The following is a 25,636-nucleotide window of genomic DNA, read 5'->3' as shown; positions in this document are numbered from 1 at the left end:
AAGTATGATAAAATTTTAACGGAAATAAAAATCGTGTACATTATAGGAGAAGATACTAATGAAAACGACCGAAGTATATATATTAGGCGGCTTTCTCGGTAGCGGGAAGACGACGCTTCTTCGAAATATATTAAAGCAGGAAAGTGAAGCGGGTAGAAAAGTGGCCGTGCTTTTAAATGAACTTGGCAGTGTATCGGTGGATAGTGGTTTGATTGGCGATGACGTACCGTTAAAGGAATTGTTTGATGGTTGCATTTGTTGTACCCTTCAGGACAAGCTTGAAATTCAGCTGCAAGAATTGTTGACCGAAAATGATCTAGATGCCGTTTATATTGAAACAACAGGTGCAGCACATCCAGTAGAAGTACTCGATGGAATCATGTCACCATTTTTTGCTAATAAGTTAGAGTATAAAGGGATTATCACGGTGGTCGATTTATTGAGGTGGCGTGACCGAGAACAGCTCTCGCCACAGCTTAGACAGTTGTTGTCCGAGCAAATACACCACGCAGATTTCATCTTATTAAATAAAGCGGATTTGGTAAGTGAAATGGAAGCATCCCAACTCATCTATTCCATTCAGGGGTTGAATCCAGAAGCCGTATGTTTATTGACGGAATATGCAGCCGTATCTATAGGTTCCCTGCAACAAATGCATAGGAACCAACATAAAAACCATCAAAAGCTCGAAGTACATAGCCATCTTCATTTAAGTGCAATCGTGCATACTTTTACAGGGACCATTAATCAAACCGACTTTGAGGATTGGCTCAGGGCCCTCCCTGAAACGGTATACAGGATGAAAGGATATCTTTCCTTCACGCATTCGCAGCATCCTTACTTATTCCAATATTCTTATGGGATGCCATTGTATATGAATGAAATGATTAAAATGCCTTTGAATATCGTCATAATCGGCGAAAAACTGGATAAAGAGAAGATAATCAATGAGTTAAAAGCTTTGGAAGTGAAAGCGGCGATATAGGCGTTTACCACCAATCGAAACCGGGAAAAGAGGAGGACTAGTTATCGAGGAGGTGGTTATGGATGCCGTGGAACAAAAGCGATTATCCTAATTCAATGAAAAATCTTGATGCAGATGTCCGTGAAAAAGCCATTGAGATAGCGAACGCTTTACTTGATGAAGGATATGAGGACGGGAAAGCTATTCCAATCGCCATTGATCGAGCAAAAATGGCAGTCGGAAAAGAATAAAAAAATCAGGCCCCTTAAAGCATGGGCCTGATTTTTTTATGACTGCAGTCCAAAAGCTGCAAATGTTTTCTCATCTTCAATAAGCCCACATGCTGCGCACTGTACTCGAACTTCAGGACCATTATAGGCTAGGTGAAACGGCTGAAGGGCATCATTTGAGTACTGTTCGACAATCTCACCGGATTGCGGATCTTTCTTAACAGGGGTGGGAACCTGTTCAATGAGATTGAAACGGGATTTATTTGTCCTGCAATTCGGACAACGATATACTTGAGACAATTCACTCACTCCTTTAGAAGTAATAAAGTTAAAATATACTTATAGTCTTTACGAAGATGATTTTTAATATGTATAAATTAGTAATGGATGGAAGGGAAATGGATGAAAAATTTAATGAATGATGAGACAATATTGGAGGCTTATCTAAGCCTATGGAATAACAGGAGGGTATTGAAGGGGGAAGAAGAACCGTCAAAAGTTCTGTCAGAACTTATCCGACGTGAACTCTTGGATGAAAATGCCCATCCTCGGGCAAGGAAGCCAATTCATGATAAATTTCATTTAAGTGTCAATCGGGTGAGGGAATCCTCTCTTACCGATGCAGAAAAGACAGCAATCATTTCAGCTTACCATACGGTACAGGAACGACTGTTGGCTTCAAAGTGAAGCGGGAGTTGTTCATCATTTTTCTTTTTTGCTTCATACTTTTTTCACATTTTATTGTTAGAATATTTGAAAATAGCTTTTAAACGAATGAGGAGTCAAAGTCATGATGCGGGTCATTCCCCTTTTGCTTGCCGTTGCCCTGCTTTGTGGATGCGACAGCAATGAAACGTATACCAAAATAAACCTGGATAAATCTTTTTTGGCTACTGTCAACATTAAAAATACAAGCTTGACGTTCCTGGATGAAAACTATCAGCGCTTTGCCAGTTGGGATATTTCTGAACCCTTTACAGGAGCTTTGCTCTTAGCGGACAAAGATACGCTCCTTCTGTATGGAAAGGAGATGTCGACGATTGAAATCTTTTCCCTATCCGCTGGTAAACACATAAACAGCTGGAATTCAGGGAAGGGGATCGTCAATATGCTTATGCTAGAAGAAGACAAGGGGATTGTGGCTGTGAACCAATTGAATCATTCCATTTCCTTTTTAGATGAAGAAGGCAAGGAGCAAGACAGGGTCAGGGTTGGTCAAAGCCCCTTAACCGTACTTCAAGGGAAGCAATCACATAATTTGTTTGTCGTTAATTTTGGGGATACCATCTGTTCGGTGATTGATCTTGAAACAAAAAAAGTTGATCGGGAGTTTACGATAAAGAGTTCCTCCACAGGCGCTTTAGTAAGGGAGGAAAATGAAGAAATTTGGATAGGCGGTCATGGTGAGGGAAAAAAGGTAGAAGAAAATCTCTATATTTATTCGACAGAGACGGGAAAGTTGAAGAAAAGGATTAAGGCGGCGACTATGCCAATAAAATTCATTGAAAATGATGACGGGATTTTTATTCTGAGTCATGGTTCAAGTTCTTTATATAAATTGAATGACAAATATGAAGTGATCAAGAGCCTTGTTGTAGGTGTCAATCCTTTTGAAATGGGAAACTTCAAGGAGGATTTGATAGTGGCAGGGTATGACAGTGATGAAGTGTATATAGTGGATACTGAAACCATGGAGGTCAAGAAAACGGCAAAAGTCGGTGAAGGTCCATTTCAAATGTTGGTTAGGGAGTAGATAACATGCATCATTACACCATTTTAATCGTTGATGATGAAGAAGATATGCGTAACTTGGTAGAAATGTATTTGCTTAACTCAGGATATAAATGTCTTCAAGCGGATAATGGGAGAATGGCCATATCCCTGCTTGAAGTTCATGATGTAGACTTGATCTTAATGGATATCATGATGCCAGAAATGGACGGTTTTTCCATATGTGAAAAAATCCGCTCACAATCTGAAGTCCCTATCATTTTTGTCAGTGCAAAAGGTGAGGAATGGGATATGGTAAAAGGATTAGGGATAGGCGCCGATGATTATTTGGTGAAACCTTTTAATCCAGGTGAACTGGTGGCCAGGGTTGGAGCTGTACTACGCAGAGCAGGGAAAATGTCATTGAAACGAGAAGATACAAATAGCATTCAGCTGGGTGAAATTAACGTCAACCTTGATTCCAGAACTGTGTCTCTAGAGGGGAAGCAAGTGATATTGACATTGAAGGAGTTTGAATTGCTCGTATTCCTCATCCGTCATCAAAATCAAGCGCTGAGCCGCGAGCAGCTCCTCGAGAACATTTGGGGCGGAGAATATGGGGGTTCTTTACGTACGGTAGATACCCATATCAAAACGTTAAGGATGAAATTGAAGACTGACGACTATATTCAAACGGTATGGGGCATTGGCTATAAAATCGAGGAAAAACATGTGGAATAAGCGACCGTCCCTATCTATTAAAATATGGGTAACGATTATTGCCGCAATTATTCTATCGGTTCTATTCGCATACTCGCTATCACAATATTATTACAAAAACTTATATGTAAAAAAAATTAAAACAGATTTAGTTAATGAAGCCAGCTTGCTTGGTGTGGACTATTCCGGAGGGGAAATCACTGAAGATTTCGTGGAAAAGGTAGAATGGTTCAATAGTAAAAATGATAGTGAAGTCTTTGTTGTCAGCAACCCAAGGGAATTAAGTGCTTGCCTGCCCTTTGAAATCGATTATGACACCCTCATTTCAGAAGAAGAAAGGCAACTCCTATTGGCCGGACAAGCCGTAGAAAAAGAAGGGTATGAGAAAAGGTTCGATAAGAATATTGTAGCGGCAATTATTCCTTTAAACGATGGAGATCGCCTTGAAGGCATCATCTATACATATATTCCCGTTGATTCGATTACCGATTTACTTAGAGAGTTTGCAGCAAAATGGTTGGGGGCCGCATTTTTATTTTTAATTGTTGTGGTTTTCTTTATGACAAAATGGTTGAAAAAGTTGGTCAAGCCGATCAAGGAAATGGAACACGCTGCCAATCGCGTTTCGGATGGTGATTATAATATTAAGCTTCAAGTCAAGAGCCAAGACGAAATAGGGAGTTTGGCTCAAGCATTCAATGAGATGGCACAGTCCATTTATTTAGAAGAAGAAAGAAAAAAAGAATTCCTCGAAAATGTAGCACATGAGCTTAGAACACCATTGAGCTACGTTTTAGGATATACGCAGGCCATTAAGGATGGCATTGTGAAAGATGAAGAAGAAAAACAAAAATACCTTCAACTCATTTCAAGGGAAACGCAAAGGCTGCAAAAACTTTTAAGGGATTTAATGAATTTAGCTAAGTTGGACAGTGAACAAAGTGGTCTTCATAGTACGCCAATTGCCTTTGCCCAATTCATAGAAGAAGTGTTGGTTAAATATGAGCCTATTATGAAAGAAAGGCAAATCCGGTTGGAGGTTGAACTAGATCCTGACCCGATTATTATGGGTGACGAAGGAAGAGTAGAACAAGTTCTTCATAATATCCTGGATAACGCCATTACATATACGGAAACGGGGGGCACCATCTACTTAACATTGACCCAGCAAAAAGAAGAGTGTGAGCTAATCATCGGAGATACTGGAAGAGGAATACCGGCATCAGATATTCATCATGTGATGGAACGCTTTTATCGAGTGAACAAAGCACGAAGCCGATTTGATGGGGGCTCGGGGCTGGGGCTTTCCATCGTCAAGAAATTGGTTGAGCAGCAAAAAGGTAAAATTACTATAGAAAGTGAGGAACAGATAGGTACAAAAGTTAGCATAGTGCTACCGACTATAGTAGATGAATGGAATTAATAAAAAAGGGGAATGGCAATGAAAAAAATGATGATTGGAATGTGTGTAGCTTTAGCCATACTGGCTGGTTGTGGTAAAGAAGAAGAGATTCCAAAACTGCTGAATGTAGATCTAACGGTCGAACCTACTAAAGGTGAAAGGGACGAGCCAGTAACATTCAAGGCAAAAGTGACCTATGGTGAAGAAGAAGTGAAGGATGCAGATGATGTGAGTTTTGAAATATGGCTGGCAAATAGTGAGGATCATGAAAAAATAGCCGCCACCCATAAAGGAAATGGAATCTATGAATTGGAAAAGTCCTTTAATGAAGAAGGAACTTATTATGTATATGCCCATGTAACGGCCAGGGATATGCACAATATGCCTAAGAAGGAATTCATAATCGGAACTCCAAGCTCACCCGAGGAAAATGGTGGTTCCAAAAACATGGATGAGATGGATCATGAAGAAAGTGATCATTGAAAATGATTTTTTTGTCACAACTTCTCGTAGTGAAAAAAGGTTCGGTAAAACTCGAACCTTTTTTAAATTCAATTGAGTCTATCATTATTTTTCAAAAAAGAAAGAAAAAGGAACATTATAAACGTGTTTCATACGAAATATTTGTAATATAAAAGTAAAAAAAGTCATATCAATAAGGGTTTATACAAGTTGTCAACTAAAAGTTATTAGTATTCCATGGTAATGGTAATAAGTATCTTCCATTGACAAAAAAATCATGGAAAATATATGAATATGTAAGAAAAAGCAAAACATTGATAGAATAAGGTTTTTCTCTATGACTATGAAACTAGGATAATATTCCTTCCAATCAATTGTTGTTGGATAGGGCTCTGGAAATTGATGGTGCCTTTATTACAAAAAATGCATGATATGATATTTCCAGAGCCAAGACACATCAACGAATTAATGGGAGGAAATACAAATGAAAAAGAAAATGTTCATATCAGCAGCAGCTGCTGCAGCTATAATTTTTACAGGAGCGGGTGCTAGCCAAACTGAAGCGGCAAGCTGTGAAACTGTGAAACAAGTAACATATAAATCTATCAATCAGGAAGATATACAAAAAGTACTTGAACAATACTTAGCTAAGTATAATATTGCAATGCCAACTTCACACTTCGCATTCCAACAATTAGTACAGCAAGTACAATTAACACCGGAAGCAAAAGCTGAAACACCGGAAGAAGTAGCAGCACCAGAAGCACAACCTGAAGCAACAGAAGAAGTAACAGCACCAGAAGCACAACCTGAAGCAACAGAAGAAGTAACAGCACCAGAAGCACAACCTGAAGCAACAGAAGAAGTAACAGCGCCAGAAGCAAAACCTGAGACAACAGAAGAAGTAACGACAGAGAAAACAAATGAGGAACAAAAAGAGACAAGCTCAGAATTAAGTGCTTTTGAACAAGAAGTAGTTACACTAACAAATGCTGAGCGAGCAAAACAAGGTCTAGCAGCTCTTGAAATTGATACAGAATTGAGCAAGGTAGCCCGTGCGAAGTCTCAAGATATGAAAGACAATAATTATTTTGATCATAATAGCCCCACGTACGGTTCTCCATTCGATATGATGAAACAATTCGGAATTAGCTATACATCAGCTGGAGAAAACATCGCACAAGGTCAACAAACACCAGAAGAAGTGGTTGAAGCTTGGATGAACAGCCAAGGCCACCGTGAAAATATCATGAATGCAAGCTTTACTCATATCGGTGTTGGATATGTAGAATCAGGTAACTACTGGACTCAACAATTCATCGGTAAATAATAAGTTTAATAGAATAAAAAGAGTGTACCTTGAAATTTGAGGTACACTCTTTTTTGCGTTAGTTCAGAAATGATTGCATGTAATCGTTCTAGAGGAATTAAAATTCTGAAACATCGATTTCGGAATACTGCGAATTAAAGCTTTTAGGCAGACGGATTTCTAATGTACCGTCTTTATATTGTGCAGCAGCACCTTTTTTCTTAACGAGAGCAGGCAATGTAATCACATGTCGATCCGATGCTTCTGGTATACCTTCAACGATTGATTGATTAGAAGTATGTTTCAGTTTCATTTGTTTGAGCCAGGCTTCATCCTCGATGGGTATTCTTATGAAGACAAATGAATGCGTTTCGAAAACTTCTGAATGTAAGGGGTGTTCTGAAGGCTTATTATCCTTTTGGAAAGGATTATTAGCTTGGTTCGTCATTCCTTGCATATTTTCTGGTATGACTTGTGTAAATACCTTTTCAATAAAGGTCTGTACATCACTTTGCTGCATATTCTTTAAGAAGTCCTTTTGATTTGAGTTTTTCTGGAAAGAAAAAAGTGAATTCCAAGGAAACATATTGAATTCCTTTCTCCTGCATTTCTGGTGACAGGGTTATTTTTGTTATTTTATGCAGGCTCAAACCCATGGGTTCATTTTCCGATATGTTAATTTTTAGGAAAATAACTCGTGCCTATGTATAATATAAAATAAAAATCATTTGGTAAAGAGGGATGCCTGTGGATGAAAAAGTAGCTGTTATTACGGGAGGAGCAAAGGGAATCGGTAGAAGGACTGCCTATTCCCTAGCAAGTATGGGGGCGTCAATAGTCATCACCTATCGGAAAAGTCAAAAGGAAGCAAAAGCATTGGTACAAGAATTGAGGGAAAATTACTCAGTAAAAGCATTGGCAATTGAAGGCGATGCTTCAGTTGAGAAAGATTGCAAGAGCCTGGTGGAAGTAGTTATGGATACTTTTGGAAGAATAGATTTCTTCATCCATAATGCAGGACCTTATTTGCATGAACGAAAATCCATGACCGAGTATAGCAGTGAAGAATGGAATTACATGATGAACGGTAATCTAAATGGTTTTTTCTTTATGACAAAGGAAATCATCCCTCATATGCGAAAGCGAAGATGGGGTAGGATCATCACGCTCGGTTTTGACCGTTGTGAGACGGCACCCGGCTGGATTTACCGCTCGGCTTTTGCTGCTGCAAAAAGCGGGTTGACCTCTTTAACAAGAACATTGGCATTAGAAGAAGCAACCAATGGAATCACGGTCAATATGGTCTGTCCAGGGGATATTGTAGGTGCATGGAAGGAAGCCGAGATTTTTATGGCCAAGGGGGAGAAGGATGAGTTGGTCCCGGTAGGAAGACCCGGAACAGGAGGAGACGTTGCACGAGTCATTACCTTTTTGTGCGAAAATCAATCTGATTTCATTACCGGAAGCGTCATTCCAATCACAGGCGGAAGTGATATTCTAGGTAAAATCAATAAGAAGTAATAGGATAGATAAAGATAAGAAAAGGTGAAGAAAGGATAAATCCTTTTTTCACCTTTTTAAGCGGTTTTATTGAATTTTATATGCTGAATGTATCGTAAACGAGCGGCCAGACCTATTGCTCCTAGTGCCAAACCTGAGATTAAACCGACCCAATATCCGAAAGCTCCCATTTCCGTAAACTTAGCAAATAGATAGCCTATAGGCAGTCCGAGTGCCCAATAGGAGACAAGTGACATAGCGAAAGTGACATTGACATCTTTGTATCCACGTAATACTCCCTGAATGGGTGCCTGCAGGGCATCGGATATCTGAAAGAAGATGGCATAGATCAAAAAATGGGAAGTTAGTGCAACTACAGCGTGATCTTTTGTGTAGAGAGCAGCTACAGGTTCCCGGAAGAAAAATAGGATAGCTGAACTGACGAGGGCCATCGACAGAGCCATGATTATTCCTATCTTGCTGTATTCACGGGCGTCATTATATCGTTTAGCACCAATTTCATATCCAATGACAATGGTTAGGGCCATAGATATACTAAGCGGCATCATATAAAGCAATGACGCGAAATTCATCGCAATTTGATGTGAAGCAATAGTGATCGTATCATATTTACTCATGAAGAGGGTAACGGCTGAGAAAATGCTTGTTTCGAAAAAGATGGCCAATCCGATAGGGACGCCTATCTTTAATAGGGACCGCCATTCAATCCAAGATACCCTGAAAAATTCATGGAAAACGAGATAGGAAGAGAACGGATTCATTTTCACCACGACTAAGATGGCAATGATAGCGATTAACCAATAGGTAATCGCGGTGGCATAACCAGAACCGACCCCTCCAAGTTTCGGAAAACCAAATTTTCCGTATATGAGAAGGTAATTGAACACAACATTTATCGGAAGTGCGATCAACGTAATAACCATCGAAATTCTTGTTTGACCCAGTGCATCAATGAAGGATCTTAAGGCATTGTATATGAATAATGGAACAATCCCGATTGATAGGGCAACCAGATAGTCATGCGCGACCCGGTGGACAGTTGAATCCAAATCCATGGCATTCAAAATAGGGTTTAAAACAAATGACCCGACGACTAAAACTATGACGGCTAAGGATATGGCCAAGTATATGGCCTGCATCACTGAAAAGGATACCAATTTTGTACGTCTTGATCCGATTAGCTGTGAGACGACCGGAGTCAAGGCAATCAAAATGCCACTCAATCCCGTATAGACTGGAGTCCAGAGCGAACTTCCTATCGAGACGCCGGCAACATCTTCAGTACTGTATTGGCCCGACATCATCACATCAAAAAAAGTCATGGCATAGAGACTGATTTGGGTGATGAGGATAGGTATCAAAATATAAAATAACAAACGGATCTTTTCTGACTTTTTATAAGTTTGATTCATCGATGTACCTCGGTGTATGAAATTTTTTCACAATGAAAGAATTATATCATAAAATCCCTTGAACATTTTGATTTTATTTAAGGCAAGATATAAAAAGGGACTGCCGGTATTTAGGCAGTCCCTTTTGTCAGTCATGCATGGATTGAAAATCGTTCATGTCTGCTGTATGCGAATCGGTTTGTAGGATGAATGCCTGAGAAGGGATGGCAATCTGGACATCTTCTTCTTCGAGGATATCCAAAATCTTAAAGTTGATATCTTCTTTGATGGCTAAATACTCCCCATAGTTGGTTTCGTTTGAGAAGAAATACAAATAGATGTTGAAACCCGTATGGCTGAACTCATCAAATTTCACCAGTATGGTTTCGGGATGGACTTCGGGATGGTCAGTAAGCATTTTTTCAACTCTCTTAATGACATTTTCCAACTTGTCCTTTGGCGTTGTGACATTCACGCCTAAATGAAAAGCAATCTGCCTTTTGCCCATCTTCGACCAGTTGATGATTGGTTCATTCGAAAGGGTGGCATTCGGAACCGTAACGAGAGCCTGCGCAAATGTACGAACCTTCGTACTACGAAACGTAATGTCCTCAATCGTCCCTTCGACACTTGGTGTTTTAATCCAGTCGCCGATAGTAAAAGGTTTTTCGGTAACGATAACGATTCCACCGAAGAAGTTACTGACAGTATCCTTTGCAGCAAGGGCAAAGGCTAGACCTCCTAGTCCAAGACCTGCAACAAATCCATTGACGTTAAATCCCCATTCTTCCGCAATGATGGATGCTCCCAGTGCCAAGATAATCAATTTAATGATTTTCGTTAAGAACGGCATCACGATTTGATCGACTTCCAGTCCGAATTTACTAACTAACTTAGGGAACAAGATGGTTAAAATCGAGCTGATATTGAAAATCGTCCAAAAGAACAAGAAGACAAAGACCGAACGGTATATCTTCGACCTCATAATTTCTGATGGGATGTCAATTGGAAAGTAGTGCATCGAAATGATGATTCCTATCAAAACGATGAGCCATCTTACTGGTTGCTCAATGGCTAGCATTAGGTTGGCGGCAAATTCAATTTTTCTTTTTTTTGCGATTTTAAGGAAAAATTTGAAAATATAAGTAGTGAATGCTTTCCTTAACAAAAGGACCAGAAGGAAAATAATGATAGAAATTCCTAGTTGTGTCCATGCATCAATTCCTTCAAATTGATTAAGAGATTCAGAAACTTCTTGCAATGTAATGTTCCTCCAATGTATTCTGTAGAATTGTAGAATACTAAGATTATAATATATTCAGAGTGAAAATGAAAAAATAATCGCTCATTGCATTTATTACGTTATTCTATATCATTGTTTGCATTTTCGAGTAAATATACCCTTGAAATGTGGTACTATGGATGGAAAGTGATTTTTTAAGTTTGGAAGGTGGAAATTTTGACTAAGAAAGTAGTGTTTACCGGTGGAGGTTCAGCCGGTCATGTGTCAGTTAATGCAGCAATCATCCCGGAATTTTTAAAACATGAGTGGGATGTTACTTATATCGGTTCTAAAAAAGGGATTGAAAAAGATATCATTGAAAAGGAATTTCCTGAAATTCGATATGAAACGATTTCAGTTGGTAAATTCCGGCGGTACCTTTCTGTAGAAAATGCAAAAGATCCTTTCCGTGTAATAAAGGGGATTTTTGACGCAAGAAAGATTTTAAAACGAACTAAGCCTGACTTCATTTTCTCAAAAGGTGGATTTGTTTCGGTTCCGGTCGTATTGGCAGCAAGGATGTTGAAAATCCCCATAGCGATTCATGAATCTGACTATACACCAGGGCTAGCCAATAAAATTGCCATGCCGCTTGCTTCTAAAATATTCACGACATTTGAAGAGACGGAAAAGGACTTGCCAAAAGATAAGGCCATGTACCTTGGGGCGGTACTACGTGATGGGATATTCACAGGTAAACCTTCAAAAGGCAAGACCATTTGTGGTTTCACGAATAGCAGGCCCGTATTATTGGTCATGGGCGGCAGCCTTGGAGCGGTTAAAATAAATAACTTGATAACGGATAACTTGGATCAATTATTAAAGGATTATCAAATTATTCATATTTGCGGAAAAGGTAATGTCAAGTCGGAACTTAAGCAAAGAGGGTATGCCCCATTTGAATACGTACATGAAGAACTATTCGATTTGCTAGCGTGTGCTGATGTTGTTGTATCAAGAGCAGGTTCGAATTCAATTTTTGAATTCCTCGGCCTACAAAAGCCAATGCTACTTATTCCGCTTAGTGCGGCCGCATCCCGTGGGGATCAGATTTTAAATGCTGCAAGCTTTGAAAAGCAAGGCTTCTGTAAGGTGATTCAGGAAGAGGAATTATCAGATCAAGTCTTTAACCAGGCACTTCTTGATCTAGTCAATAATTCCGACGCATACCAAACGAAAATGCGTCAAAAGCGTCCGTTCAAAACTGCGGCGGAAATGTATGAATTGTTGACGAATGTAATGAAAAGTAAAAAGTAGGTTATTATTTCCCTTCCTCAAGCATATCTTTTTTCGAAAAGAGGAGGGGGAAGGATGGCTCACCAATACTCGAAAGGATGGTTCATTCAGCAGTTAAAAACTGCAGGAATCAGTTATCATCCTATTGAACGAAGAAAGTTAGAATTGTATAAAACCTATGAGTTAAGACGTTTATATGAACTCAATAAAAACGAAAAAACATAAGGGAGCCGCAACGTATTACGTTGCGGCTCCCTTATGTTTTTTCTTGAAGTGTCTTTTAGAAATAGACCCTATAACTTTTCTTTTTGGATATATTCCTATTACACTGCAAATGCTATTTATTATTCCAAAACAATGAATGCTTTATAGTTATGGATAAAACTTTTCCCTTATGGAGTTTAAAATATGACAAAGATTAATTTTAATTCGTCACTACCGATAGTCATCCTTTCGGTAGGATTGCTGAACCACGTTATGATCATTCCTTTGGTATTGGATGTGGCAGGAAGAGATGCTTGGATATTTGCTGTTCTCACAGGTGTTTTATCTATTGGTTGGGCGTTCCTTCTGTATTGGATTTTAAAGAAGAAAAAAACGGAGCATCTTTTTCCCTGGTTGGCAAATCGAATGGGAAAACGGTTTACAAAGGTAATATGTTTCGTGCTTTCAGTATATTTGATCACGATCATCTTGACGACGGCTAAAGATATGGTTGACTGGGTCCGTACCACGTCCTTGCCAGAAACACCTTCAATCGCCATTATTATACCTTTTGCGTGTATATGTGCCGTGCTTGCGTATTCTAACCTTAAGACCATTGCCATTAATTCAGCGATTTTATTACCCATTGTGATTGTTTTAGGTATCTTTGTAGCTACTGGTAATATACCCGAAAAAAACTATGATTTTCTCTTTCCACTATTTGAGCAGGGTTATTTCTTTGGGATTAAATCAATGTACTTCATTGCAAATGGATATCTGGAGTTGATTATCGTTATATTATTTCAGCATCATCTTTCAAATGGAGAGGCCATTAAACTGAAAACGGTATTGGGGATGATGGGCATCATCACGGTATTAATCCTTGGCCCGCTTACCGGTGCCATTATTGAGTTCGGCCCAATTCTTTCTAGCGAAATGCGATATCCGGCTTATGAACAATGGCGCTTGTTGACTATCGGGAAGTACATTGCCCATACAGACTTTTTTTCCATATATCAATGGATTGCTGGCGCCTTTATTCGGGTATCAATGGCGATGTTTTTACTTCCGGATTTATTAAGAGTAAAAACAGCGAATATGAAGAAAGGGATCCTGTTGGTCCTGGCAATAATGATGATTATTATCAATGTAATTCCCTTAAGCGATATTCATTTTTATACATTCTTAAAGAACTATTATTTTCTGGGTACTTTCTTTTTGCTCATTATTCTTATTCTTTTATTTACAGTGGCAGCCAAGATGAAACCTAAACGAAAGGTGGTTCCTGATGAAACGATTCAAAAGCGCCCATGATAAACCATACTATTATACGGAAGAAGTTTTTCGAGAGCTTTTCAGGAATAGTTCGGATATTTTATTTAGGGTAATGGAAAGTGAACAGAATAAAAAAGCGAACATCCTCTTATTTTATTACCCCGGAATGGTAGATACAATTGAATTGAATAATAATGTATTGCAATACATTCACGTTATGCTGGAGCAAAAGGATGATCATGAAAAGCTCGAGCCTCCATTTCATCCTTCTTTGACTTTGACAGAGCTTTCTTGCAGTCCGATTGATAAAGAGGACATAAGTAGACGGGTATTCAGCGGGGAAATCCTTATTTTTTTCCAAGTTACACAGCAGCTTTTTGCATTACCTTTACCAGACATTCCAAACAGGAGTCCGGAGGAATCATCATTTGAAATTTCTCTTCGGGGCCCACGGGATGGGTTTGTGGAAGATCTTGCAACGAATGTGGCTCTCATACGTAAAAGGATGCGAACAGCTTCGCTATCCTATGAAGAGTTTACCATTGGGAAGAGCACCCAAACAAAAGTCGCCCTAATGTATATAGAGAACATAATAAATCCTGAACTTGTTAAGCTGGTAAGGAAAAGACTGAATGAAATTGATATTGATGTATTGATTAGTAATCAACAGCTTGAGGAGTTGATCTCAAAGGCAAATTTCAGGCTGTTCCCACTGACTCATTATACGAGTAGACCCGATTTTTGCGTGGGATCATTAAACCAAGGCAGGTTCATTGTACTTATGAATGGTTCACCCACCGTCATCATAGCACCGACAACATTATTGCTTCAGATTAAAGCGGCCGAAGATTCAAGCCTTCCTTTCATATTCGTTTCTTTAGAAAGGCTTCTACGAGTCTTTGGATTGGTGTGTTCTATATTGCTTCCAGGTTTTTGGGTGGCATTATCGGCGTATAACATAGACCAATTGCCTTTTCCTTTACTTGCAACAGTCAGTATCTCCAGATTGGGACTACCTGTCTCTGTTGCGCTTGAAATGTTTCTCATGCTAGGGTTATTCGAGTTGTTCCGTGAATCGGGAGTACGGTTACCACAAGCAGTTGGCCAGACTGTTGCAGTCGTTGGTGGTTTAATCGTCGGTGACGCAGCCATTCGTGCCGGATTGACATCTCCAACAATGCTTGTCATCGCTGCAGTCACGTCAGTGGCTTCCTACACCTTGGTTAATCAATCTTTGACAGGGGTCGTATCAATCATCCGTTTATTAATCTTAATACTTAGTTCTATTCTGGGTATTTATGGTTTACTTATTGGATTTATATTCGTCACTTTTTGGGTTTCCTCTCTCGAGTCGTTTGGAGTACCTTATATGAATGAACTTTCACCTCCAAGTCTTTCGAAAGTTTCAGATGCTTTTATAAAAATCCCATGGAATGTTAAGAAAAGAACTAAAGGCGCTCTAGACCAAACGGAAAAGGGGGAGTAAACAGTGACACGACGATTGTCGAAGCTTTTTCTCATCTTATCGGCCTTTACACTTTTAACGGGATGTTGGGATTATAAGGATATTCAGGATATCCATTACGTGACTACTTTAGGAGTGGATTATCTTGATGGCAAGTATGAGGTATATGTACAGTTGGTTGACTTATCTGGTGTAGCCAAGCAAGAAAACAAGAGTACAGAACCGGGAAAGGTGTATGTCGGGAAACATTCAGGGAAATCCATTGCCGAGGCAATAAACCATTTGTATCAGTCGGCACAACAACGATTATACCTTGGTCAAGTTTCGACCTTTGTGTTGACGGATAGGGCGTTAAAGCACAATATAAATGATATAATTGATGCCGCATTCAGATATAATTTGATTCGGTATTCAAGTAATATTTTTGCGACGAACAAGCCATTGAAGGAATTGTTTGCTATTAAAGGTTTTTTCAATTTAACGCCTTTATATTCAGAGCTGCATTTTCCAAAAGCGGTTTATGAAAACATTTCCTATATTAAACCGATTTCATTGAGAACCTTTATTTCCACTTACAGGGACGTTTCGATAACTACGATCCTTCCGACGATTTCTTTTAGTGAAAAGGATTGGACCGAGGACAAGAAAAAGCGCAGGACTTTCATGATTGACGGAGCTTTTGTCCTGTATTATAAAAAATCGTTAAATTGGTATTCCATTGATGATTTAAAAGGATTGCGCTGGGTAACGGAAGATACGAATAGAACACCACTTGAATTTAAAAAAGGTGACGGCACAAATTACATCTCATTATCCCACCCTAAAGTGAAAATCAAACCGTTCATTAAAGATAATGAAGCTAAATACAACCTGGATATACATATTAATGGGAGTATCTTGGAAATGTCAAATGCAGAACCTTTAAAGAACTTTGAAAATGTAGTTCAAGACTATATAAGAAAAGAAATTGAAAAGACATATAAAATAGGCTTAAAACGGAATGGAGATCCACTGGGTCTGGGGAGAACTCTATACCGTAAAGAATTGAAATTTTGGCAAGCTAAAGGCTTTAAGGAACCAAATGATTATTTGAAGGGAAATTCAATTGACCAAATTAACATAACAGTTAACCTGACCAACGCTGGTACACTTGATTACCATCCGTTTAAAAGTTCAAAATTGCCTGGGAATGATGGGAAATAGGCTAGGTCCTCAGTCAGAATCTTTTCATAAAAAATCCACATCGGCAAATGACGATGTGGATTTTTTATCATGCTAGAGAAAATGATTAATTAGTGGAAATAAGCATGAAATGATGATGCCGGAAAGGGCCATTGCCGCACCTGCGACCGCTCCTGTAAATTCACTTTCCTGTGTTGCTTGGGCAGTCCCAAGTCCGTGTGCAATTGTGCCATAAGCAATGCCACGGGCGAAAGGCATCGTGACGTTCAGTTTATCCATCAATTTAGGTGCGATCATCGTGCCTAAAACACCGGTTAAAATGACGAAAGCTGCAGAAATATTAGGGTTTCCGCCATAAATTTTGGTGATTTCCACGGCAATAGGAACTGTAATGGACTTAACCGCCAATCCCTGAAGGATATAAAGCGGAAGTGTTAAGGCTTTGGCGATGGTTAAGGCAAGGGTTAATGTCACGGCAAGACCCAGAACCATGCCGCTGATTGCTGGTATCGCATATTTTGCGATTATGGCTCTATTTTTATAAAGAGGAACGGCCAACGCAACAGTAGCCGGTCCTAAGAAATACGTGATGATGTCTTTGCCTGGGGTATAGTCATTGAAATCCAACCCACTTATTAGCAACGCGAGAATAATAGTGACTGTTCCAAAAAAAACAGGCGTCGTAAAAGGTGAAGGATGTGTACTGTATATTTTCCTACCGATAGCATAGGCTATGATTGTAATCATTATACTATAAAGTGTGATGAATGTTGTCACGCTGTTTAACCTCTTCTCTACGGGAGAACTTTTGGACGACCAGGGATGATACGATGAACCCGATAATCAAACTGATTAGCAGTGTTAGGGCTAAGGGAAGTCCGTATTTTAGAAAGAGCCAACCCATGGTCATTAAGCTTACAGAAATCGGAATGAAGAAAAAGGCCAGATGTTTGACTAAAAAGGTTGATGTAATATCAACCCACTCCACTTTTAAAATTTTAGTTTGTAATAAAATGAATAATATAAGCATGCCAATTACGCTTCCTGGAATGGGCAAACTGAAGAAATTGGATAAATAAATCCCTAGTTCACAAATGATAACCAACAGGAAAAGCTGGATGATAAAAAGAATGATTTTTTTCATAATTAGATCCTTTCCATGACTATTTGAATGTATTTAGTAATTGGTCAATTGTATTTATTATAGAAAAAGATTGAGTAAATTAATAGGGTATATGCTTATTCGGCCCAGAAAAATTGTACTCCATATGGCTAAAAGAGGGGGAAATGTAAATAAACATAAAAAAAGCGTCCCAAATCCGGGACGCTTCCGTTTTCTGTATATAAATGATAGGGTACCTTTTCTTTCGTAAGAAAGAGTTGGCATGCCTTTATTAAGATTAAGCTTCAAGTAATTGCTGGTCTTCATCATTATCCTGTCTAAGGATATGCAAGGTGTATAAATCCTTGGGAATTTCAAATAAATCATAAATGTCTTCCTTTTGATTTATTTGATCATAGAGAGCTTTTCTGGTTTCATTTGCCTTGATCGCATAGGGAAGCTTTTCGGCTGCTTTAATGGAACGGATATTTATTTTGCGAATCCTCATAAAAACCGTTTCCATGCCGAGCTCAAAAAATAATTCCTTGAAGAAGGCGTCTTTGGCAACGGCATTATACCCTTTACCATGAAAAGGTTTTCCAAGCCATGTACCTAGGAACCCAGCTCCGTTTTCAATATCGTATAAAGAAATACAACCAACGGGATTTTCCCATTCATCTAAGATTGTTCGTGAAATGAGCTCACCTTTTTCTTCAGCCTCAATCGTTTGCTTAGTAATGAATACATATTCTTCATATGAATCTACTTTATGGCGCACGAAAGGGAAGACATCTGGATGAGTCATGTGTTCATAAAGAGAAAAACAATCTGCAAAATCTCTCTTTTTTAACATTTCCGTCCCTCCGTTTGAGGGCAGTCCTTATGCGTAGCCGCTGCCCACCCTCGAAATTTTTTAAGTCGTTCATCAAAAAATTTCGGGGTGGGAATCGAACCCACTAGAACCGGAAACCGGTGGCGCACCATTTGCCTTCCCTATTTTTATTTTCAGAAAGTATTTAAATCTAAAGAACCTTACGAAGGTATAATACTAAAAAATAAACGGTTTGGGAATAGGTTTTTTGCCTTTTTTTTCGTCAATTTCTAACTTTTTTTTGAAGGTGGAAATTGGGAAGGTTTTGGTTAGCATTCAACTTGATTTTGAGCCCGATTGTCAGCATTTTACTAAGAAAAGTTGCTATTTTATTTTGTTAAAATCGTCCAGTGAATTGCATGAATAAAATTATCGTACCGAGTGCCCAGACATACATGGAAAATACCTTCAAAGATCGTTTCTTTAAGAAATCAATCATCCAGACTACGGCTATATATCCAAAGATTGCGGCAGCGAGGGTCCCAATCAAAAGAGCCATGAAAGGGATCCTTTCAACCTCTCCCGTGAAAATGGGTTTCATCTGAAAGACGATTCCTCCGGAAATAGCAGGGATGGAAAGTAAAAAAGAAAAATAGGCGGCTGTTGCCCGGTCAAGCCTGCAAAAAAGACCAGCTGCGATGGTCAATCCGGAACGTGATAAGGCAGGCATGATTGCAGCCGCCTGAAAGGTACCGATGATAAAGGAATCTTTTATGGAGATATCATCTAGTTTCTTATTCCCTTTATTGACTCCATCGGCCCACCATAGAATCATTCCGGTTACGAGGAATTCCCAACCAATCGTCAACCCTGTTTTTGAAAGGCTGTCAAACCAATCACTTAAAAGGAGACCGGCAATAACAGCCGGAAGCGTTCCTATTACCAGAAGAAGCGTCAATTTTGAGAATGGATTTTTCAATAAGAATATGATTTCATCTTTGTAAACGACCAATAAAGCAAGTAAAGTTCCAATGTGTAGCATAGTATCTAGAAAGATGCCAGCTTCGTCAAGATGGAAAATGTGCCTCCCCAGATATAAATGGCCTGTACTTGAAATCGGTAAAAACTCAGTTAAGCCCTGGATGATTCCAAGGATGAAGGCCTGGAATTCATTTAGCAAATATATCCCTCCATTCTTACGTGGACAATCCACTATTTAATCTGTATGCGTGGGAAGGGCCAACTTATTCGGTTTTTTATCCGTTAACGTTTTAAGATGGGGGAAAAAAGACTTACTTTTTTTAAAAAAACATGTAAGAAATGAAACTAATTGCTTTTTGAATCGTATTATTTCATATAAGAAAGGAGGAACAGAACACATGCCCACTAAAGATGAAAGAGTGTTTGCTGCCCTAATATATGTAATTAGCTTTTTTACCGCTTTTGTCGGTCCTTTAGTCATATGGTTAGTTAAGAAGGATTCATCCCAATTTGTAGATTATCACGGAAGGGAATATTTGAACTTCTTTATCTCTTATACGGTATATTCCATCGTCGCTGGTCTACTTGTAATCATATTGATTGGTGCAGTACTATTACCGGTCATAGGTATAGCTTTAGTTGTATTTACAATTATAGCTGCAGTCAGAGCTTATGAAGGGGTCGACTATCGCATTCCCTTCATATTTAGGATTTTATAAGTTTTACATCGGGGGATTCTGCTTAGGCGGATCCCTTTTTTTATGATGGAACAAGGGTCATTTACTAGCCGAGTATAATAAAAAGGAGGGGTTATCAATAAAGTATCGGCCATGAACCGAAGAGGCGAACTCATTGGTTATTATGAAGAAAACGGTACAAAGTCCCTCGTGAAGATCAATAGAATGATTTATAATTATGACAAGAATGAATGGATATCCATACAAACTTCAGCAGGGTTCTTATTCTTTTGAAATTATGAGTGGCACCGGAAAGAAGGTGGCTATCAAGTATGGTGCTGTCGAAGGATTGGGAAACGATATTCAAGGCCAATACACCTCTTCTTAGTTTCCCTTTGCGTATGGAGGAGGATTGCAAACTTGCGATCTGGGGTTTGTGTAGCCGTACATCATCATCGTTCCTTTTAGCATCAGGTTAGCATTAGGCAATTTTTTTGGCTAATAGTCTAAAGATTTGATATAATCAAATAGTAATACATAATAGAATACATAGAAAAAGGGTGAAGGTATGAGTTTACTTAATGAAATTCTAGATTATAATGAGCAATTTGTTGAAAAAGAGGAATATGTTAAGTACAAAACAGACAAATTCCCTGAAAAGAAAATGGTTATCGTCAGTTGTATGGACACTCGCCTTGTTGAGCTGTTACCAAAATCAATGAATGTCAAAAATGGTGATGTGAAAATATTGAAAACGGCCGGAGCGATTGTTTCTCATCCGTTTGGTAGCGTCATGCGTAGTATCTTGATTGCTATATATGAATTGAAGGCGGATGAAGTGTTCGTCATCCCTCATCATGATTGCGGCATGGCTTCTGTTAATGCTGATGTTACGGTAGAAAAAATGGTAGAACGTGGCATTCAAAAGGAAACAATCGATACAATCGGAGCTTCAGGCATCGATATCAAGAGTTGGCTTCGTGGATTTGATGATGTTTATGAAAGTTTAAAAAATAGTGTAGAGGTTATTAAAAGCCATCCTCTGATTCCAAAGAATGTTCCTGTCCATGGACTTATCATTTCTCCGGATAAAGGCAAATTGGAACTGGTCGTTAACGGTTATGACCACATAGAAAAATAATAAAAACAATGTACCAAAAGCTGATGGAATTATCCCATCAGCTTTTTCATTTTTAAGAGTTTCTATTTATTTTTAAATGAATATTTGTTAAAATCACGAAGTGCAGTTTGTCACTTATACAAGCGGGTGGGCGAGGGACAACATAGTAAGGATACTACATGAAGAACACAAATTTAGAAACGTTTTTTCATTTTTCCCAATATGGAACAAATGGAAAACGTGAAATTCTTGCCGGTGTGGTTAGTTATTTCACAATCGTATATATTCTCGTCGTGAATTCCCTGATTTTATCTGAAGCAGGTATACCTATTAATGGAGCTGTGATTGCAACCATTATCCTTTCCGCAGTGAGTTGTATCTTGATTGGGTTGTGGGCTAATGTACCAATAATCATCGTCCCCGGTATGGGCGTCAATGCCCTGTTCGCGTACACAATGGTTCAAGGAATGGGCTTATCCTTCCAATCGGCTCTTGGAGCTGTTTTTGTTTCGGGCCTCATTTTTGTAATCGTGGCTTTTACAAAGTTCTCGAAATTGATTAATGATTCCATTCCAGGTTCAATAAAAGACGCCATTTCTGTTGGTCTTGGTTTATTTTTGCTGTTAATCGGTTTGGAAAAGGGTGGGATTATTACAAGGGGTTCTTCATCGCTTCTTGGACTTGGTCATTTGAGTGACCCATCTGTTCTAGCAACGATTTTGACATTTTTACTTGCCATTGCTTTATTTATTAAAAATGTCCCAGGAAACTTTATGATCACGATCATCATAGGTAGCTGTATAGCTTACTTTTTTGGCACGATTGAAATCTCGAATATCCACTTTTCCGGTTTGGATACAGCCTCTTATAGTGAACTCTTTTTTTCACTGACATTTATCGAGGTGGGGCGAATTGAATTTTGGATAAGTGTTTTTGCGATGACCATGGTACTAATCTTTGAAAACATTGGTCTTGTACACGGACATGTGAACAGCATCGAACGTCCGGAGGCTTATAAGAAGTCTCTACAGGCAACGAGTGTCTCCGTTCTTCTTTCTGGCCCTATCGGTTCCAGTCCGACGGTAGCCACTGTTGAGACCGCTGCAGGCATCGCCTCAGGGGGCAGGACCGGTTTAACATCAGTCATCACGGGGTTCTTGTTTCTTCTGTCACTTTTATTTATTCCGGTAATTAAGGTGATTCCGGATAGTGCCATTGCGCCAATTTTAATCATTATCGGCATGCTCATGCTTGAAAATCTTAAGAAAATGGACTTTAGCGATTATACAGAAAGCATCCCCGCACTTTTTATCATTACCTTCATTCCATTTACCTACAGTATTGCAGATGGAATGGCTTTCGGGTTTATTCTATACCCATTCCTGAAAGTGGTCACAGGTAAGGCGAAAGAAGTTTCAGGTCCAATGTATGTTAGCGCTATACTGTTTATTATCTATTTCATAATAGGTTAATATGAATTGAAGAGTCTGTGGAGTGGGTAGCATTGCCTCCACAGGCTTTTTATTGTATGGCAACTCGGCTTTCTTGATGGAATATTCGCTTAATTGGAATTTTCCCGATGACATGTTCGAACTTATAATGCTATGATAAAGAATATTTAAAATAAAAGAACAGCATTGAGGATGTGACAGGATGTTAATTGAAGGTTTTAAAATTCATGGATCGGGCAATGATTTTTTAATTATTGATGAATTAACAACAACTCTGACCTTTACAGAGGAAGAACGCGAAAAATTAGCGAAGGTCCTTTGCAATAGAGAAAAGCTTGGAGCGGATGGCATTCTATTTGTCATGAAAAGTGAGCATGCAGATGCCAGAATGCGGGTATTTAATGCAGATGGATCAGAAGCATCCATGTGTGGTAATGGACTTCGGTGTGTGGCCAGGTATACGAATGACGTTTTAGGGCTTGATAAAATGACTGTTGAGACGATGAAAGTGAATTTACTCGTCGAAAAAACGGATGATATTTATGCGGGAATTCCAACATTCAAAGTGGAAATTTCTCCGGTCAGCTTTAAGGTCAAGGATCTTCCGCTTGCAATAGAAAAGGATCAGTTGTTAAATGAATTGCTCCCTGAGTTGCATGATTCCCTCCTATTTTCGGCATTGGCTGTCCCAAATCCACACTTGATCACCTTAGTGGATAGCGATGTATTGCAAAGTAATTTACAGGAAGAGCTTGCCACGAAAGTGAACCAACCGAATGACCTGTTTCCGGATGGGGTCAATGTCAGTTTTGTAAAAGAACTGACACCTGGGAGCATTTATGTTCGTACCTTCGAAAGAGGTGTAGGCTTCACGAATGCTTGTGGAACTGCGATGTCGGCTTCAAGTCTGGTTACTTGCTCGATTGGACTTAATTCGCTTGAACAGGAAATTTCCGTTTATAACAACGGTGGAAAAGTGAAATGTATCGTTCACCATGATGAAGAGAGTAATGCGTATTCCATTGACCTGATTGGAAATGCAACCTATGAGTTCAAAGCGTTGCTTGAAATAGACATCGATCAGCCAGAGGTTTTCACAGTGCTTGAAAAACATGAATATGAAGAGGAAACAAAATTATATGCAAAGATGCAGGATGAAGTACAAAGCTTTTTGAAAACGAAATGGTAAGGGACAAAAGGCTGTCAAATCAGTAAATTATTTTAAAAAAAGAAAAACAGGTGAAGAAAAACGATTCGTTTTTCTTCACCTGTTTTATTTTTTGGACTTATAAGGCCCCTTTTGTTGTTTAAGGAAGGATAAAACCTCTAGAAATGCTGGGCCGTTATCAATCTGCCTGTAATTCTTGAAGGGGCAGCCCAACCTTTTGATCCTGTTAGGTACAGTTTCCACTGTATAATCTTCCAGTCTAAGGTTTTCATTCACTTCTTCCCATGATAAGGGAGTGGCTACCCCGGCGAAATGATTTCCACGAGGGGAATAAGGGACGATAATGGTTTTCCCTTCACTATGTTGGACAAAATCGAGATAAAGTCGATTTTGTCGATTTTTCTTCATTCTCTCTAAGGTAAAGTCATTTGGAAAGGAGCTTATTAAGTATTGACCAAGAAAATCAGTGAAAATATGTGTCTCTTTATAAGTAAAAGTATCTTCCGGTAGTGGAATATGAATCTGTAATCCCTTATTTCCTGAAGTTTTTACGAATGCTTCTATATGTAATGGAAGCAAGACTTTCTTTATTTCAAGAGCGGCATGAATCGCCAAGTTAAAATACTCAATCGAGGGAGGGTCAAGATCCAATACAATTTCATCTGGTTTAGTAGAGCCAGCTTTCTGAAATGGTGCATGGAACTCCAAGGCAAGTTGGTTGCCAAACCAAAGCAATGTTTCCAGTTCATTACATAGCATATACTCGATGTCTTCATTCAGGAACGTTTGAATCGATGCGGGCGCATACTCTGGCTTATTTTTTTGAAAAAAACGTTCAGGGTTCATTGCGCCATGAGGGTAACGAATTGTTGTCAGAAGTTTGTCGGCTAGAAAAGGCAAGAAATGAGATGACACCTCCCGTAAATATTGGAGGTATTCAACTTTTATCACCTTTCTATCCTTAAATGCCCAAATCGGTTTATCTGGTGATGTTATATGGACCGACTCCGGAAAAGTAAATTGACTGATAAGGAACCTCTCCCAAGTACATTCACTTGGTATCGTTTGCAACAGCCACTGGGAAAACTGAGGCTCCCGTAATTCATTTTCTTCATGAACATGCAGAAATTGCACTTCGATACAAATGGAAGGATGGAGGTAAAAGAACTTCGCATTCTCTTCGACGGCATTTTTTTTAATCAATTCGTGTAAAATGGTTTTATCCTGGGCACTCATGCCATTTTTGACGCTCCCAATCGGGGTAATTACACCGTCTTTATAAACGGAAATTGAAATATATCCGTTTTCTTTATGAAGAGCAGTGATAAAGCAGGGGAATACCCTCCAATTTTTCACCTTGATCCAGGAGGTTGACCGTTTTTCGTGCCATATGCTGTTGATGTTCTTGGCTACAATCCCTTCCCCATCCATGAGAATGACCTTGTTCATCGATTCATTTGCAGTATCATAGTTTCCAATCAGTTGGATTGGGCTTTCTTCATGGGGGCTAGGATTTTCTGGGAAATGAAGTTTCTTTCCTAAGCCCTTCAACAAAGCTTTCCGTTCCGACAAGTTTTGTTTGGTAATGTCTTTTCCATTTAAGGTTAGTAAGTCAAACACTATGAATCGGCATGGGGAGAGGGTGGAAGCCTCGGATATCAATGTTTGGTTTCTCAAACGTCCACGCCACTGTATCTCGGAAAAGTCTGCCTTGGCTTCATTGGTTAGCCAAACTAGTTCTCCATCTAGTTGAAGGGGAAGTATACCTTCGAGGTTCAAGGTTTCTAGGAATTCACCGATTTCCGGAAAAAGAGGCAGCAACTCTTTTCCGTTCCGGCTCGTCAGCTTTGCCACTTTACTTTCTTCAATCGTTAAAATGGCCCGAAAGCCATCATATTTGACTTCATATATCCATTCCTTAGAACAAGGAGCTTCTGGATGATAGGTGGGCAACATTGGTTTTATCACATTTT

At 39.1% G+C, this 25,636-nt stretch carries 28 protein-coding genes; 19 read left to right on the top strand and 9 right to left on the bottom strand.

Features of this window, described 5'->3' with window-relative positions:
* Positions 1-58 precede the first annotated feature (58 nt).
* Both ACQKL6_RS03370 and ACQKL6_RS03365 read left to right on the top strand, forming a co-directional pair.
* Positions 59-985, top strand: coding sequence for a CobW family GTP-binding protein (locus ACQKL6_RS03370; protein ID WP_402868934.1), 927 nt, complete (start codon positions 59-61; stop codon positions 983-985).
* A 62-nt stretch (positions 986-1,047) separates the two neighbouring features.
* Positions 1,048-1,215 carry a hypothetical protein gene (locus ACQKL6_RS03365; RefSeq protein ID WP_402869899.1) on the top strand — a complete coding sequence of 56 codons (168 nt, stop codon included), beginning with the start codon at positions 1,048-1,050 and terminating at the stop codon, positions 1,213-1,215.
* Between the two features lie 36 nt (positions 1,216-1,251).
* Here the strand turns inward: ACQKL6_RS03365 and ACQKL6_RS03360 are convergent, their stop codons facing one another.
* Positions 1,252-1,494, bottom strand: coding sequence for a DNA alkylation repair protein (locus tag ACQKL6_RS03360; RefSeq protein WP_402868932.1), 243 nt, complete (start codon positions 1,492-1,494; stop codon positions 1,252-1,254).
* 102 nt (positions 1,495-1,596) lie between these two features.
* Between ACQKL6_RS03360 and ACQKL6_RS03355 the strand changes: the two genes are divergently transcribed.
* The 6 genes from ACQKL6_RS03355 (at position 1,597) to ACQKL6_RS03330 (ending at position 6,818) form a co-directional block, all read left to right on the top strand.
* Positions 1,597-1,881 carry a hypothetical protein gene (locus ACQKL6_RS03355; protein ID WP_402988227.1) on the top strand — a complete coding sequence of 95 codons (285 nt, stop codon included), beginning with the start codon at positions 1,597-1,599 and terminating at the stop codon, positions 1,879-1,881.
* Between the two features lie 103 nt (positions 1,882-1,984).
* A complete protein-coding gene (locus ACQKL6_RS03350) occupies positions 1,985-2,947 on the top strand; it encodes a YncE family protein (RefSeq protein ID WP_402988230.1) in 963 nt (320 codons plus the stop codon).
* A gap of 5 nt (positions 2,948-2,952) precedes the next feature.
* Positions 2,953-3,645 carry a response regulator transcription factor gene (locus ACQKL6_RS03345; protein WP_402956871.1) on the top strand — a complete coding sequence of 231 codons (693 nt, stop codon included), beginning with the start codon at positions 2,953-2,955 and terminating at the stop codon, positions 3,643-3,645.
* A complete protein-coding gene (locus tag ACQKL6_RS03340) occupies positions 3,635-5,047 on the top strand; it encodes a sensor histidine kinase (RefSeq protein WP_402988233.1) in 1,413 nt (470 codons plus the stop codon). Before ACQKL6_RS03345 ends, ACQKL6_RS03340 begins: the two co-directional genes overlap by 11 nt.
* 18 nt (positions 5,048-5,065) lie before the next feature.
* Complete coding sequence (locus tag ACQKL6_RS03335) at positions 5,066-5,509, top strand: FixH family protein (RefSeq protein ID WP_402868922.1); 444 nt, start codon at positions 5,066-5,068, stop codon at positions 5,507-5,509.
* A gap of 463 nt (positions 5,510-5,972) precedes the next feature.
* Positions 5,973-6,818, top strand: coding sequence for a CAP domain-containing protein (locus ACQKL6_RS03330; RefSeq protein ID WP_402988238.1), 846 nt, complete (start codon positions 5,973-5,975; stop codon positions 6,816-6,818).
* A 97-nt stretch (positions 6,819-6,915) separates the two neighbouring features.
* On the opposite strand, the gene ACQKL6_RS03325 is transcribed toward ACQKL6_RS03330, so the two are convergent.
* On the bottom strand, positions 6,916-7,317 hold the full coding sequence (locus ACQKL6_RS03325) for an Hsp20/alpha crystallin family protein (protein ID WP_402868918.1): 402 nt from the start codon (positions 7,315-7,317) through the stop codon (positions 6,916-6,918).
* A 227-nt stretch (positions 7,318-7,544) separates the two neighbouring features.
* Here ACQKL6_RS03325 and ACQKL6_RS03320 point away from each other — a divergent pair, with 227 nt between their 5' ends.
* Complete coding sequence (locus ACQKL6_RS03320; protein WP_402868917.1) at positions 7,545-8,318, top strand: SDR family oxidoreductase; 774 nt, start codon at positions 7,545-7,547, stop codon at positions 8,316-8,318.
* A 56-nt stretch (positions 8,319-8,374) separates the two neighbouring features.
* Here the strand turns inward: ACQKL6_RS03320 and ACQKL6_RS03315 are convergent, their stop codons facing one another.
* Both ACQKL6_RS03315 and ACQKL6_RS03310 read right to left on the bottom strand, forming a co-directional pair.
* Positions 8,375-9,730: an MATE family efflux transporter gene (locus ACQKL6_RS03315; protein WP_402956883.1), complete on the bottom strand. Its 1,356-nt coding sequence runs from the start codon at positions 9,728-9,730 to the stop codon at positions 8,375-8,377.
* Between the two features lie 127 nt (positions 9,731-9,857).
* Positions 9,858-10,970 (bottom strand): mechanosensitive ion channel family protein, encoded by a 1,113-nt coding sequence (locus ACQKL6_RS03310; RefSeq protein WP_402868914.1) that lies wholly within the window; start codon positions 10,968-10,970, stop codon positions 9,858-9,860.
* A gap of 189 nt (positions 10,971-11,159) precedes the next feature.
* Between ACQKL6_RS03310 and ACQKL6_RS03305 the strand changes: the two genes are divergently transcribed.
* The 5 genes from ACQKL6_RS03305 to ACQKL6_RS03285 all read left to right on the top strand — a co-directional run bounded on the left by ACQKL6_RS03305 (position 11,160) and on the right by ACQKL6_RS03285 (position 16,374).
* A complete protein-coding gene (locus ACQKL6_RS03305) occupies positions 11,160-12,248 on the top strand; it encodes an undecaprenyldiphospho-muramoylpentapeptide beta-N-acetylglucosaminyltransferase (protein WP_402988243.1) in 1,089 nt (362 codons plus the stop codon).
* 54 nt (positions 12,249-12,302) lie between these two features.
* Positions 12,303-12,452, top strand: coding sequence for a YflJ family protein (locus ACQKL6_RS03300; protein ID WP_402988248.1), 150 nt, complete (start codon positions 12,303-12,305; stop codon positions 12,450-12,452).
* A 183-nt stretch (positions 12,453-12,635) separates the two neighbouring features.
* Positions 12,636-13,745 (top strand): endospore germination permease, encoded by a 1,110-nt coding sequence (locus ACQKL6_RS03295; RefSeq protein WP_402988254.1) that lies wholly within the window; start codon positions 12,636-12,638, stop codon positions 13,743-13,745.
* Entirely contained in the window at positions 13,720-15,192 is a 1,473-nt protein-coding gene (locus ACQKL6_RS03290) for a spore germination protein (protein WP_402988258.1), read from the top strand. The genes ACQKL6_RS03295 and ACQKL6_RS03290 overlap by 26 nt, the downstream gene beginning before the upstream one ends.
* 3 nt (positions 15,193-15,195) lie before the next feature.
* Positions 15,196-16,374, top strand: coding sequence for a Ger(x)C family spore germination protein (locus ACQKL6_RS03285; protein WP_402988262.1), 1,179 nt, complete (start codon positions 15,196-15,198; stop codon positions 16,372-16,374).
* A gap of 72 nt (positions 16,375-16,446) precedes the next feature.
* On the opposite strand, the gene ACQKL6_RS03280 is transcribed toward ACQKL6_RS03285, so the two are convergent.
* The 4 genes from ACQKL6_RS03280 to ACQKL6_RS03265 form a co-directional block, all read right to left on the bottom strand.
* On the bottom strand, positions 16,447-17,130 hold the full coding sequence (locus tag ACQKL6_RS03280) for an LrgB family protein (RefSeq protein ID WP_402868905.1): 684 nt from the start codon (positions 17,128-17,130) through the stop codon (positions 16,447-16,449).
* Positions 17,105-17,497, bottom strand: coding sequence for a CidA/LrgA family protein (locus ACQKL6_RS03275; RefSeq protein ID WP_402868903.1), 393 nt, complete (start codon positions 17,495-17,497; stop codon positions 17,105-17,107). The genes ACQKL6_RS03280 and ACQKL6_RS03275 overlap by 26 nt, the downstream gene beginning before the upstream one ends.
* Before the next feature lie 256 nt (positions 17,498-17,753).
* On the bottom strand, positions 17,754-18,308 hold the full coding sequence (locus tag ACQKL6_RS03270) for a GNAT family N-acetyltransferase (RefSeq protein ID WP_402956901.1): 555 nt from the start codon (positions 18,306-18,308) through the stop codon (positions 17,754-17,756).
* 355 nt (positions 18,309-18,663) lie between these two features.
* Complete coding sequence (locus ACQKL6_RS03265; protein ID WP_402956903.1) at positions 18,664-19,446, bottom strand: undecaprenyl-diphosphate phosphatase; 783 nt, start codon at positions 19,444-19,446, stop codon at positions 18,664-18,666.
* A 199-nt stretch (positions 19,447-19,645) separates the two neighbouring features.
* On the opposite strand from ACQKL6_RS03265, the gene ACQKL6_RS03260 reads away from it, so the two are divergent.
* The 5 genes from ACQKL6_RS03260 to dapF all read left to right on the top strand — a co-directional run bounded on the left by ACQKL6_RS03260 (position 19,646) and on the right by dapF (position 23,684).
* Positions 19,646-19,966, top strand: coding sequence for a DUF4870 domain-containing protein (locus ACQKL6_RS03260; protein ID WP_402868896.1), 321 nt, complete (start codon positions 19,646-19,648; stop codon positions 19,964-19,966).
* A gap of 111 nt (positions 19,967-20,077) precedes the next feature.
* On the top strand, positions 20,078-20,218 hold the full coding sequence (locus tag ACQKL6_RS03255) for a hypothetical protein (RefSeq protein WP_402868894.1): 141 nt from the start codon (positions 20,078-20,080) through the stop codon (positions 20,216-20,218).
* Between the two features lie 274 nt (positions 20,219-20,492).
* Complete coding sequence (locus ACQKL6_RS03250; RefSeq protein ID WP_402868892.1) at positions 20,493-21,065, top strand: beta-class carbonic anhydrase; 573 nt, start codon at positions 20,493-20,495, stop codon at positions 21,063-21,065.
* Positions 21,066-21,223: 158 nt separating this feature from the next.
* Entirely contained in the window at positions 21,224-22,516 is a 1,293-nt protein-coding gene (locus tag ACQKL6_RS03245; RefSeq protein WP_402988265.1) for an NCS2 family permease, read from the top strand.
* Between the two features lie 181 nt (positions 22,517-22,697).
* Entirely contained in the window at positions 22,698-23,684 is a 987-nt protein-coding gene (gene dapF / locus ACQKL6_RS03240; protein WP_402988268.1) for a diaminopimelate epimerase, read from the top strand.
* Positions 23,685-23,768: 84 nt separating this feature from the next.
* On the opposite strand, the gene ligD is transcribed toward dapF, so the two are convergent.
* A complete protein-coding gene (gene ligD / locus ACQKL6_RS03235; protein ID WP_427650571.1) occupies positions 23,769-25,631 on the bottom strand; it encodes a DNA ligase D in 1,863 nt (620 codons plus the stop codon).
* Positions 25,632-25,636 lie beyond the last annotated feature (5 nt).

Source organism: Peribacillus sp. NPDC097197, assembly GCF_050278025.1.
In the GTDB taxonomy this organism is placed as follows: Bacteria; Bacillota; Bacilli; order Bacillales; family DSM-1321; genus Peribacillus.
Note: the sequence above shows the minus strand (reverse complement) of the source record. Positions and strands in the feature narration are given on the sequence as shown.

What these genes read in the sequence shown, in the direction of transcription:
- ACQKL6_RS03370 (WP_402868934.1), top strand. Translation starts at nt 59, where the DNA reads ATGAAAACGACCGAAGTATATATATTAGGCGGCTTTCTCGGTAGCGGG.
- ACQKL6_RS03365 (WP_402869899.1), top strand. Translation starts at nt 1,048, where the DNA reads ATGCCGTGGAACAAAAGCGATTATCCTAATTCAATGAAAAATCTTGAT.
- ACQKL6_RS03355 (WP_402988227.1), top strand. Translation starts at nt 1,597, where the DNA reads ATGAAAAATTTAATGAATGATGAGACAATATTGGAGGCTTATCTAAGC.
- ACQKL6_RS03350 (WP_402988230.1), top strand. Translation starts at nt 1,985, where the DNA reads ATGATGCGGGTCATTCCCCTTTTGCTTGCCGTTGCCCTGCTTTGTGGA.
- ACQKL6_RS03345 (WP_402956871.1), top strand. Translation starts at nt 2,953, where the DNA reads ATGCATCATTACACCATTTTAATCGTTGATGATGAAGAAGATATGCGT.
- ACQKL6_RS03340 (WP_402988233.1), top strand. Translation starts at nt 3,635, where the DNA reads ATGTGGAATAAGCGACCGTCCCTATCTATTAAAATATGGGTAACGATT.
- ACQKL6_RS03335 (WP_402868922.1), top strand. Translation starts at nt 5,066, where the DNA reads ATGAAAAAAATGATGATTGGAATGTGTGTAGCTTTAGCCATACTGGCT.
- ACQKL6_RS03330 (WP_402988238.1), top strand. Translation starts at nt 5,973, where the DNA reads ATGAAAAAGAAAATGTTCATATCAGCAGCAGCTGCTGCAGCTATAATT.
- ACQKL6_RS03325 (WP_402868918.1), bottom strand. Translation starts at nt 7,317, where the DNA reads ATGCAGCAAAGTGATGTACAGACCTTTATTGAAAAGGTATTTACACAA.
- ACQKL6_RS03315 (WP_402956883.1), bottom strand. Translation starts at nt 9,730, where the DNA reads ATGAATCAAACTTATAAAAAGTCAGAAAAGATCCGTTTGTTATTTTAT.
- ACQKL6_RS03300 (WP_402988248.1), top strand. Translation starts at nt 12,303, where the DNA reads ATGGCTCACCAATACTCGAAAGGATGGTTCATTCAGCAGTTAAAAACT.
- ACQKL6_RS03295 (WP_402988254.1), top strand. Translation starts at nt 12,636, where the DNA reads ATGACAAAGATTAATTTTAATTCGTCACTACCGATAGTCATCCTTTCG.
- ACQKL6_RS03290 (WP_402988258.1), top strand. Translation starts at nt 13,720, where the DNA reads ATGAAACGATTCAAAAGCGCCCATGATAAACCATACTATTATACGGAA.
- ACQKL6_RS03275 (WP_402868903.1), bottom strand. Translation starts at nt 17,497, where the DNA reads ATGAAAAAAATCATTCTTTTTATCATCCAGCTTTTCCTGTTGGTTATC.
- ACQKL6_RS03270 (WP_402956901.1), bottom strand. Translation starts at nt 18,308, where the DNA reads ATGTTAAAAAAGAGAGATTTTGCAGATTGTTTTTCTCTTTATGAACAC.
- ACQKL6_RS03260 (WP_402868896.1), top strand. Translation starts at nt 19,646, where the DNA reads ATGCCCACTAAAGATGAAAGAGTGTTTGCTGCCCTAATATATGTAATT.
- ACQKL6_RS03255 (WP_402868894.1), top strand. Translation starts at nt 20,078, where the DNA reads ATGAACCGAAGAGGCGAACTCATTGGTTATTATGAAGAAAACGGTACA.
- ACQKL6_RS03250 (WP_402868892.1), top strand. Translation starts at nt 20,493, where the DNA reads ATGAGTTTACTTAATGAAATTCTAGATTATAATGAGCAATTTGTTGAA.
- ACQKL6_RS03245 (WP_402988265.1), top strand. Translation starts at nt 21,224, where the DNA reads ATGAAGAACACAAATTTAGAAACGTTTTTTCATTTTTCCCAATATGGA.
- dapF (WP_402988268.1), top strand. Translation starts at nt 22,698, where the DNA reads ATGTTAATTGAAGGTTTTAAAATTCATGGATCGGGCAATGATTTTTTA.